9 protein-coding genes are annotated in these 10094 nt (G+C 70.4%); all 9 read right to left on the reverse strand.

The window, feature by feature from the left end:
* Positions 1-110: 110 nt before the first annotated feature.
* Positions 111-581: a Dps family protein gene (locus ACWD3D_RS27095; protein ID WP_451463405.1), complete on the reverse strand. Its 471-nt coding sequence runs from the start codon at positions 579-581 to the stop codon at positions 111-113.
* Positions 582-856: 275 nt separating this feature from the next.
* Complete coding sequence (locus ACWD3D_RS27100) at positions 857-1240, reverse strand: helix-turn-helix domain-containing protein (RefSeq protein ID WP_451463406.1); 384 nt, start codon at positions 1238-1240, stop codon at positions 857-859.
* A 109-nt stretch (positions 1241-1349) separates the two neighbouring features.
* Complete coding sequence (locus ACWD3D_RS27105) at positions 1350-1859, reverse strand: CinA family protein (RefSeq protein WP_451463407.1); 510 nt, start codon at positions 1857-1859, stop codon at positions 1350-1352.
* Complete coding sequence (pgsA, locus tag ACWD3D_RS27110; RefSeq protein WP_451463408.1) at positions 1856-2722, reverse strand: CDP-diacylglycerol--glycerol-3-phosphate 3-phosphatidyltransferase; 867 nt, start codon at positions 2720-2722, stop codon at positions 1856-1858. Before pgsA ends, ACWD3D_RS27105 begins: the two co-directional genes overlap by 4 nt.
* Complete coding sequence (gene rimO / locus ACWD3D_RS27115; protein ID WP_451463409.1) at positions 2719-4197, reverse strand: 30S ribosomal protein S12 methylthiotransferase RimO; 1479 nt, start codon at positions 4195-4197, stop codon at positions 2719-2721. The genes pgsA and rimO overlap by 4 nt, the downstream gene beginning before the upstream one ends.
* Positions 4198-4451: 254 nt before the next feature.
* Positions 4452-5252, reverse strand: coding sequence for a helix-turn-helix domain-containing protein (locus ACWD3D_RS27120; protein ID WP_451463410.1), 801 nt, complete (start codon positions 5250-5252; stop codon positions 4452-4454).
* Between the two features lie 232 nt (positions 5253-5484).
* Entirely contained in the window at positions 5485-8322 is a 2838-nt protein-coding gene (locus tag ACWD3D_RS27125) for a DNA translocase FtsK (protein ID WP_451463411.1), read from the reverse strand.
* 268 nt (positions 8323-8590) lie between these two features.
* Positions 8591-9265, reverse strand: coding sequence for a response regulator (locus tag ACWD3D_RS27130; protein WP_328719064.1), 675 nt, complete (start codon positions 9263-9265; stop codon positions 8591-8593).
* Between the two features lie 295 nt (positions 9266-9560).
* Positions 9561-10094, reverse strand: a 534-nt coding sequence (locus tag ACWD3D_RS27135; protein WP_451463412.1) for a response regulator, incomplete at its 5' end; no start/stop codon positions are given.

Genomic DNA, 10094 nt, shown 5'->3' on the forward strand with positions numbered 1-10094 from the left:
CGGACGGTGGTCCGGAGCGGGGCCGACAGGTGTAGCGAGTCCTCGGGGCGCTCACGCGCCACGCGAGGCCGGGGCCTGGGCGCGGGGGGCCATGGACCGGCCCGGCCGGCTCAGGCGCTTTCCGCCTGGAACATCCACGCGTGCTTCTCGAGGTCGGCGGCCACGGCGATCAGGGTGTCCTGGCTCACCGGGTCGGGATCGGCTGTGGCGTCGATGCGCTCACGCATCCGGCCGATCACGATCTTCAGCGCGTCCACCAGGACCTTGACGGCGTCGACGTCCTTGATCCAGCCGCTCGGCACGACGTCGATGGCGGTCGTCCGGGCGATGGTCGCGGACCGCCCGTCCGGGTTGACGCCGATGGCCGAGGCGCGCTCGGCCACCGTGTCGGAGTGCTGGCGCGCGGTGTCCACGACCTCGTCGAGCTGGAGGTGCACGGAGCGGAAGCGCGGGCCGACGACGTTCCAGTGGACCTGCTTCGCGGCCAGCGAGAGGTCGACCAGGTCGACCAGGGCGCCCTGGAGCGCCTCGCCCACCACCTTGAGGTCGGCATCGGAAAGCGGGCTCTTCACGACAGACATGCACTCTCTCCGTTCTGTCGGCGTCCGGGGCGGGCGAACAAGGCCCTTTCCCGTCGCACCGGCGGTTGCGTCGGCTGGTTCGGCAGCCGCTGTCAGCACCCCATCCACGATGGCACATAAGCTGACAAAGCGACCATCCGCAGCCTCGTTCTCCGTGTGCCCCGTGAACCACCGCGCACACCCCGCAGCACGCGAACCGGGCGCACGCACGACGAAACCCCGGCCCGCCCCCGAAGGGGCCGACCGGGGTTCGCCTTCACACCGGACCGTGCGGGTCAGGCTGCGACGACTTGCACCGCTTCCGCGGGCGCCTTGATCGTCACCCGTCCCGCCGGGACACCCGCCACCGACGACACGGAGACGGAGTTGAGCATGGGGCGAACCGGTACATGAACCGGATCGCCGGCTGCCGCCGACTCGGCGAGTTCGGCGAGTGACAGCTCATCGCTCACTTCACGCATGAGCTCGGACATCCGTACGTCAAGCGCGTCGCAAATCGCGGAGAGCAGCTCGGAGGATGCCTCCTTCTGCCCCCGCTCCACCTCGGAGAGATAGCCGAGCGAGACCCGGGCGGACGAGGAGACTTCGCGCAGAGTACGGCCTTGGCGCTGGCGCTGCCGACGCAGCACGTCACCCAGCAGGCGACGGAGCAGAATCATCGGTGGCTCCCTCCTCGGACCGCGTAGCCGCATCCTTCACGCCCCACCGTACCGCTAAGCGCTGCGGCCGTGCGGGGAGCGATGTCGTGTTCTCTCAGGGCTGCAAACATCAATTCCCCCCGTTCTGTTCCGTATCCTGTGCCCCCGCATTTTCTGCGAGTTCGCCGGAGAGCAGCTCCAGGACGCCGAGCACGCTCTCTCTACGGATGTCCGCCCGTTCGCCGTTCAACCGCAGTGCCGCGACTTTACCGACTCCGAGCGGTCCCGCGACCGCGACGAAGACGGTGCCCACCGGCTGACCGTCCTGGGGCTCGGGGCCGGCGACCCCGGTGGTGGAGACGCCCCAGTCGGCGCCGAGGGACCGGCGCACGCCGACGGCCATACCGCGCGCGACCTCGGCGTCCACCGCTCCGCGCTCCGCGAGCAGGGCCCGGTCGACTCCGAGCAGCTCGTGCTTGAGCGGGGTCGCGTAAGCCGTCACCGACCCGCGGAAGGAGCGCGAGGCTCCCGGTACGGCGGTGAGTTCCGCCGCGACCAGCCCGCCGGTCAGCGACTCGGCCACCGCGAGGGTCTCCCCCCGCTCCGCGAGCTGCCTCAGTACCCGGGCCGCGAGGGTCACCTCTCGGCCTCGGCGGGGTCGCCCACCACGGCTCCGGGGAGTGCCTCGCTCCCGGCGACCGCCGCCGGTGCGATGTCCGGTACGGCGTCGCCGTCGGAGCTGCCCGTGAGCGCGGACACCCCGGAGACCGTCGAGGTCCCGGGGACGGACGCAGGCGCGACCGCACTCACGTCCGCGTCCGGGTCCAGCGCCAGGGCGACCGCTTCCACCGCCGCGACCCGCTCGGCGGCGAGTCCCTTGCGGCGCGCCACGACGGCTTGGCGTACGTAGTCGAGTCCGGTCACCACCGTCAGCACGACGGCCACCATCATCACCCAGAAGCGGAGTGTGGCCAGGGGACCGGTGAGCGCCAGGACGTACATCCCGACCGCCGTTCCCTGGGCCAGCGTCTTCAGCTTGCCGCCCCGGCTCGCCGGGATCACGGCGTGCCTGATCACCCAGAACCGCATGAGCGTGATGCCCAGCTCACGGAAGAGGATCACCCCGGTGATCCACCACGGCAGGTCGCCCAGCCACGACAGGGCGATCAGCGCGGCCCCCATGATCGCCTTGTCGGCGATGGGGTCGGCGATCTTCCCGAAGTCGGTGACCAGGTTGTACGTCCGCGCGAGGTGGCCGTCGAACAGGTCGGTGATCATCGCGATGGCGAAGGCCGCCCACGCGACGGACCGCCAGGCGGGGTCGTACCCACCGTCCGCCAGCAGCAGCATCACGAAGCCGGGCACCAGGAGCAGCCGGATCATGGTGAGGATGTTGGCGATGTTCCACAGGCTGGCCTGGTTCACGGCCGCGGTGCCCAGCTTGCCGCCGCGGACCGGCGTCGCGCCGGAGCCGCCCGTCGCGGATGCCGGGGCTCCCGTCATCTGGCCGCCTCCGAGAGTGTGAGATGTTCGGCCACCAGGTCGACTCCCTCGGTGCCCACTGCCTTCGCCTCGACCATAAGGCCGGGGACGAGCCCTTCGCGTGTGGTGAAGACCACCTGGCCGTCCGTTTCGGGTGCCTGGTGCGCGGCACGGCCGATCGCGACCGGACCGTCCTCCTCGGACTCCACGGACTCGACCAGCACCCGCAGGGTCTCGCCGACCCGCTCCTCGGCGCGCTGGGAGGTGAGCTCCTCGGCGAGCTGGGAGATGTGCGCGAGGCGCTCGGCGATGGTGTCGTCGTCCAGCTTGTTCTCGTAACCGACCGCTTCGGTGCCCTCCTCGTCGGAGTATCCGAAGACGCCGATGGCGTCGAGCCGGGCACCGGTGAGGAAACGCTCCAGCTCGGCGAGGTCGGCCTCGGTCTCGCCGGGGAAGCCGACGATGAAGTTGGACCGGGCGCCGGCCTGCGGGGCCTTGGAGCGGATGGTGTCCAGGAGTTCCAGGAAGCGGTCGGTGTCACCGAAGCGGCGCATGGCGCGCAGCACGCCGGGGGCGGAGTGCTGGAAGGACAGGTCGAAGTACGGCGCGACCTTCGGAGTCGAGGTCAGGACGTCGATCAGGCCGGGTCGCATCTCGGCGGGCTGGAGGTAGCTGACCCGGATGCGCTCGATGCCGTCGACGTCGGCGAGCTCGGGCAGCAGCGTCTCCAGCAGGCGGATGTCGCCGAGGTCCTTGCCGTACGAGGTGTTGTTCTCGGAGACCAGCATGACCTCCTTGACGCCCTGCTCGGCCAGCCAGCGGGTCTCGCCCAGCACGTCGGAGGGGCGGCGGGAGATGAAGGAGCCGCGGAAGGACGGGATGGCGCAGAAGGTGCACCGGCGGTCGCAGCCGGAGGCCAGCTTCACCGAGGCGACCGGGCTGGTGCCGAGCCGGCGGCGCAGCGGGGCGCGCGGTCCGGAGACCGGGGCGACGCCGTCCGGGAGGTCGGCGGGCGCCGGGGCGATCTCCTGCGCGTGCCCGGGCAGGGCCACCGCGGCGTCCTGCCGTTCGGCGGGGCTGATCGGGAGGAGCTTGCGCCGGTCGCGCGGGGTGTGGGAGGCGTGGATACCGCCGTTGAGGATGGTCTGGAGGCGGTCGGAGATGTCGGCGTAGTCGTCGAATCCGAGGACTCCGTCCGCCTCCGGCAGGGCCTCGGCGAGGTCCTTGCCGTAGCGCTCGGCCATGCAGCCGACCGCGACGACGGCCTGGGTCCTGCCGTGATCCTTCAGATCATTGGCTTCGAGGAGGGCATCGACGGAGTCCTTCTTGGCGGCTTCGACGAAGCCGCAGGTGTTGACGACGGCGACATCCGCGTCGGAGGCGTTCTCGACGAGCTCCCAGCCGTCCGCTGCCAAGCGGCCTGCAAGCTCCTCCGAGTCCACCTCGTTACGGGCGCAGCCAAGCGTGACGAGGGCGACGGTACGGCGTTCGGGCATGGAATCAAGACTACTTCGTTGCGGCGGGCCCCCCGCCGCGCAGGGTTCCCCGCTACCCGCAGTCACCTTCACCCACGCGAAGACACGACGCGCGTCCGGTGGCAGGACGGCGGCCGGTGCGGTGGGGAGCACGACGAGCGGCCGGCCGAATGGCGGTGACCGGTGGGTACGGAACACGACGAGCGCCCGGCAGCGGGGCCGGGCGCTCGTCGTGATCGGGTGGTGTGTGCGGTCGTGCGGGAGGCGGGGCGTGCTCAGCCCGCCTCGGGGTCGCCCTTCGCGTAGGAAAGTCGCTCGACCTGTCCGGGTTCGAACTGGTCCTCGACTTTCTTGCCGTTCACGAAGAGATCGATGGATCCGGCGTTTCCGAGCACGAGGTCGACACGCTCCTCGTCCTGGAACGTCTTCGACTGGCCCTGGAGAAGGAGTCCGTCGAAGAGGATCTGCCCGCTGTGGTCCTTGGCGGAGATCCAGCTCTTGCCGTCGGTGGCGCTGAGCTTGACCGTCACCTTGTCCAGCGGAGCCGCGGCGATGGCGCTCTCCGACGGCACGGGCTTGGGGTCGGCGGGCTTGGTGGGGGTCGGTTTGGCCGTGGCCTTCTGGGGCGTGGAGCCCTCGGCCACGTGTGCGGTGCTGGTTCCCTCGTCCTCACCGTTGAAGAGGGTGAAACCGACGAAACCGACGACGGCGACGATGGCCGCGACCATGGCCGCAGTCCAGTTGGGCCGCCGGGGTTCCGACCGGATGCGTTCCGCTTCGAAGAGCGGAGCCGCGGGCGTGGGCACAGGACGGCCGCCGTGTTCGGCGTCGTACTGCTGGACCAGCGGTTCCGGATCGATGCCGATCGCGCGGGCGACGGTACGGATGTGACCGCGTGCGTAGACGTCGCCGCCGCAGCGCGAGAAGTCGTCGTCCTCGATCGCGTGCACCATGGGGATGCGCACCCGGGTGGAACCGCTGACTTCGTCGACCGTCAGACCTGCGGCGATTCGAGCCTGCTGAAGCACACGACCGATCGAAGGCCGGTCGTCTTCGGGGGAGTTGCCGATGGACACGGGGGCGCCTTTCGAGCGTGAGCCACCTGCTGGATGTTCAGTCTAGGGGGGGTGCGAAAGGGTGGGGCAACCGGGCGCGACGACTTGTACGCCATCGGGTCCGCCGGACAACCCCTTGGGCTGTATGGCGGGAGCGGCCACGGCCGCACCCTCCACTTGAACTTGACGTACGACCGGGCGGAACGGTTGCCCCCTCGTCGGGGGAAGAGGATTCGCGATGCTTCCGTGACCGTCAGGGAGCTGTTTCCCCGCGGATCAGGGCCAACACCCCGTCGAGCTCGTCGGGCTTCACCATCACGTCTCGGGCTTTCGATCCCTCGCTGGGGCCGACGATGTTCCGTGACTCCATCAGGTCCATGAGCCTTCCGGCCTTGGTGAAGCCGACCCTCAACTTGCGCTGGAGCATCGAGGTGGAGCCGAACTGCGTGGAGACGACGAGTTCCGCGGCCTGGCAGAGCAGGTCCAGGTCGTCGCCGATGTCCTCGTCGATCTCCTTCTTCTGCTTCGTCCCGACCACCACGTCGTCGCGGAAGACGGGGGTCATCTGGTCCTTGCAGTGCTGGACGACGGCGGCCACCTCCTCCTCCGTGACGAAGGCGCCCTGCATACGGGTCGGCTTGTTCGCGCCCATCGGCAAGAACAGACCGTCACCCTTTCCGATGAGCTTCTCCGCGCCCGGCTGGTCCAGGATGACCCGGCTGTCCGCGAGCGAGGAGGTCGCGAACGCCAGCCGGGAGGGCACGTTGGCCTTGATCAGTCCGGTGACGACGTCGACCGAGGGCCGCTGCGTCGCGAGCACCAGGTGGATACCGGCGGCCCGGGCCAACTGGGTGATGCGGACGATCGAGTCCTCCACGTCACGCGGCGCGACCATCATCAGGTCCGCCAGCTCGTCGACGATGACCAGCAGGTACGGGTACGGGGAGAGCTCCCGTTCGCTGCCCTCGGGCGCCTTCACCTTGCCGTCGCGCACCGCGTGGTTGAAGTCGTCGATGTGCCGGAAGCCGTACGCGGCGAGGTCGTCGTAGCGCAGGTCCATCTCCCGCACCACCCACTGGAGCGCCTCGGCCGCCTTCTTCGGGTTGGTGATGATCGGTGTGATCAGGTGCGGGATGCCCTCGTACGCGGTCAGCTCGACCCGCTTGGGGTCGACGAGGACCATGCGTACGTCGTCCGGGGTGGCCCGGACCATGACCGACGTGATCAGGCAGTTGATGCAGGACGACTTTCCGGAGCCGGTCGCCCCCGCGACCAGCACGTGCGGCATCTGCGCGAGGTTGGCCATCTCGTAGCCGCCCTCGACGTTCTTGCCGAGCGCGACCAGCATCGGGTGATCGTCCTCGGCCGCGTCCGCGAGCCGCAGTACGTCTCCCAGGTTGACCATCTCGCGGTCGGAGTTGGGAATCTCGATACCGACCGCCGACTTGCCGGGGATCGGCGAGATGATCCGGACGTCCGGGCTGGCGACGGCGTAGGCGATGTTCTTGGTGAGCGCGGTGATCCGCTCGACCTTCACCGCGGGGCCGAGCTCCACCTCGTACCGGGTGACCGTCGGGCCCCGGGTGAAGCCGGTGACGGCCGCGTCGACCTTGAACTCCGTGAAGACGTTGGTCAGCGAGGCGACGACCGCGTCGTTGGCCGCGCTCCGCGTCTTGCCGGGGCCGCCGCGCTCCAGCAGGTCGAGCGAGGGCAGCGAGTACGTGATGTCGCCGGAGAGCTGGAGCTGCTCCGCCCGGGCGGGCAGCGGCCGGGTCTGCTCCGGAGCGGGCTTGGTCAGGTCCGGTACGCCGGCGGGCGGGGCACCGGCGGGCCTGCGGTTGGTCCGCTCCTTGCCCGCGTCCTCGGCGGGACGGGCTCCGCGCGCGCCGGGAACCGGGCTGCCGGTCCGCTCGCGCTCACCGGTGCGGTCCCGTTCGGCGGTGCGGTCCGGATCGGCGGTGCGTTCCCGGTCGCCGAACACCCCCTGGGTGAGGTCGGCGACGACGGGAGAGGGCGAGATGCCGTTGAGCACCGCCCCGTCCAGCGCGGCGGCGGCAGCCGCGGCGACGTCGACGGCGTCCATCGGCCGGTTCGTACCGGGCTGCGGCGTCTGGCGCCGAGGCCGGCGACGCCGGGCCAGCGCCTCGGCCTCCGCGTCGTCAGCGTCGAACACCCCTTCGGTGCCGCGCCCGGGGGCTCGGCGCGTCCGGCCGGGCAGCGCCTCGCGCCACTGGTCGTCGTACCGCTCGTCGTCCGCGTCACGCCCGTAGCCGTCCTCCGGCTCCGCCGGCGCGTCCACGATGCCCAGCTTCGTCCCGAGCAGCCGGAGCCGCTGCGGAATCGCGTTGACGGGCGTGGCCGTCACGACCAGAAGCCCGAAGATCGTCAGCAGGAGCAGCAGCGGAACGGCGAGGACCTCTCCCATGGCGAAGACGAGCGGGGTGGAAGCGCCCCAGCCGATCAGACCACCCGCGTCCTGTATGGCCTCCGTGCCCGCACCGCGTCCCGGGCTGCCACAGGCGATGTGGACCTGCCCGAGGATGCCGATGACCAGCGCCGAGAGGCCGATGACGATCCGTCCGTTGGCCTCGGGCCGCTGCGGATAGAGGATCAGCCGGACGGCGATGGCACCCAGCAGTATCGGCACGAGGAGGTCGAGGCGGCCGAACGCCCCGGTCACCAGCATCTCGACCAGGTCACCGACGGGTCCGCGCAGGTTCGACCAGGTGCCCGCGGCGACGATCAGCGCGAGGCCCAGCAGCAACAGCGCCAGCCCGTCCTTGCGGTGGGCCGGGTCGAGCCCCTTGGCGCCACGCCCTATCGAGCGGAACAGCGCGCCGACGCCGTGTGCCGTGCCGAGCCAGACGGCGCGCACCATCCGGTACACCCCGTTGGTGGGGGACGCGGCGGGCTTCGGCGCGGGCCTCTTGGCCGCCGCCTTCTTGACCGGCACCCTGCGCGGGGGTGCCGCTTTCCCGGCCGGCGCCTTTTTGGCGGGCGCGGCTTTTCTCGCCGGCCCCGGTGTACGGCCGACGCTCTTCGCGGTGCCCGCCGAGCTCTGGGAACCCTTGCCGGACGTACGTGAGGCCATGGGCCGAGGTTACCGGTGTCGACGCGTCGGGACACGTGCCCGTCGGGTTCACCCGACCGTGTCGGCTTGCGGAGGTGGAAAACTGACGCCGCCTCACCGCCGCGTGAGGGTGCGGAATCGCGCGCGGGCAGCGGCGGGCGCCCTGACGACGCCGGTTCCGTGCCATCGGTTCGCGTAGTCGGTTCCGCGGGGGCGGTAACGCGTCGCCTGTTGTGCGTCCGGCGGTTCCGCCACGGCCGTCGATTCCGCGACGGCTGCTCCGTCGTCGTCAGTTCTGCGCCGGCAGGATGCCGGTGGCGCCGTTCGTACCGGGTTCCAGGGCGTCGAGCGCCCGCCGCAGACCCGTCAGCTTGCGTTCGAGGTGCGCCGCCGTGGCCACGGCGGCGGCGTCCGCGGACTCGTCGTCCAGCTGCTTGGAGAGCGCTTCGGCCTGCTCCTCCACCGCGGCGAGACGTGCGGAGAGTTCGGCCAGGAGCCCGGCCGGTTCCCTGTCCTCACCGGAACGCCCGCCGTCGAGCTGGGCCCGCAGCAGGGCAGCCTGCTCGCGCAGTTTGCAGTTCTTCATGTACAGCTCGACGAAGACCGACACCTTGGCGCGCAGCACCCAGGGGTCGAACGGCTTCGAGATGTAGTCGACGGCACCTGCCGCGTATCCGCGGAAGGTGTGGTGCGGGCCGTGGTTGATCGCCGTGAGGAAGATGATCGGGATGTCCCGTGTCCGCTCGCGGCGCTTGATGTGCGCCGCCGTCTCGAAGCCGTCCATTCCCGGCATCTGGACGTCGAGCAGAATGACCGCGAAGTCGTCCGTGAGCAGCGCCTTGAGCGCTTCCTCCCCTGACGATGCCCGCACCAGCGTCTGATCCAGCGCAGAGAGGATGGCCTCCAGCGCCAGCAGATTCTCCGGCCGGTCATCGACCAGGAGGATCTTGGCCTTCTGCATCATGGCCCGCCCTCCTCATCCCGGCGTCGCACCGGGTGCCGCCCCAGGGGACGGCTCCGTATCGCCGTCCGTCTTGTGCCGGTCATCGTAGCCGCACCCCGGCCGCCGCCACACCCTGTCACCGCGATGTCACTGTGCACACAACAAGAACGCGGCGGGAGTTCGGAAGGTTCCCGGCCGAGGGGCCTCTCCCCGCTCCCCGGAGAGAATCTCCTCGCGTTCTCCAGGAAGCCGGAGCGCGAGCGGCGCGGGGAGCCCGACCGGGCGGGGTGCCCCGCGGCACCCCGCCGTACCCGTGTCACTCCCCGCGCATCCACCTCTCCATGACGCCGAGCAGGTAGTCGGGGTCGACCGGCTTGGTGACGTAGTCGGAGGCACCGCAGTCGAGCGCCTTCTCCTTGTCGCCCTTCATGGCCTTCGCGGTCAGCGCGACGATCGGGAGGGCGGCGAACTGGGGCATCCGCCGGATGGCGGTCGTCGTCGCGTACCCGTCCATCTCCGGCATCATGATGTCCATCAGCACGACCGCCACGTCGTCGTGCTGCTCCAGCACTTCGATCCCCTCGCGGCCGTTCTCCGCGTAGAGCACCGAGAGTCCGTGCTGTTCGAGGGCGCTGGTGAGGGCGAAGACGTTGCGGATGTCGTCGTCGACGATCAGGACCTTCTCGCCGCGGAACCTGAACGACCGCCGCGCTTCGGGCGCTTGTGTCCCCTGGACCCAGTCCTCCTGCGCGGCGTTCTCCGCGGCCGGGCCCGCCCCGGCGTGTCGAAAGAAGGCATGGCTGTCCCGTCCTCTTGGGTCTTGAGGTCGTCCCCGCTGGTGGGACGAGGT

Source organism: Streptomyces sp. NPDC002690, from assembly GCF_053592415.1.

What these genes read in the sequence shown, in the direction of transcription:
- ACWD3D_RS27095 (WP_451463405.1), bottom strand. Translation starts at nt 581, where the DNA reads ATGTCTGTCGTGAAGAGCCCGCTTTCCGATGCCGACCTCAAGGTGGTG.
- ACWD3D_RS27100 (WP_451463406.1), bottom strand. Translation starts at nt 1,240, where the DNA reads ATGATTCTGCTCCGTCGCCTGCTGGGTGACGTGCTGCGTCGGCAGCGC.
- pgsA (WP_451463408.1), bottom strand. Translation starts at nt 2,722, where the DNA reads ATGACGGGAGCCCCGGCATCCGCGACGGGCGGCTCCGGCGCGACGCCG.
- rimO (WP_451463409.1), bottom strand. Translation starts at nt 4,197, where the DNA reads ATGCCCGAACGCCGTACCGTCGCCCTCGTCACGCTTGGCTGCGCCCGT.
- ACWD3D_RS27125 (WP_451463411.1), bottom strand. Translation starts at nt 8,322, where the DNA reads ATGGCCTCACGTACGTCCGGCAAGGGTTCCCAGAGCTCGGCGGGCACC.
- ACWD3D_RS27130 (WP_328719064.1), bottom strand. Translation starts at nt 9,265, where the DNA reads ATGATGCAGAAGGCCAAGATCCTCCTGGTCGATGACCGGCCGGAGAAT.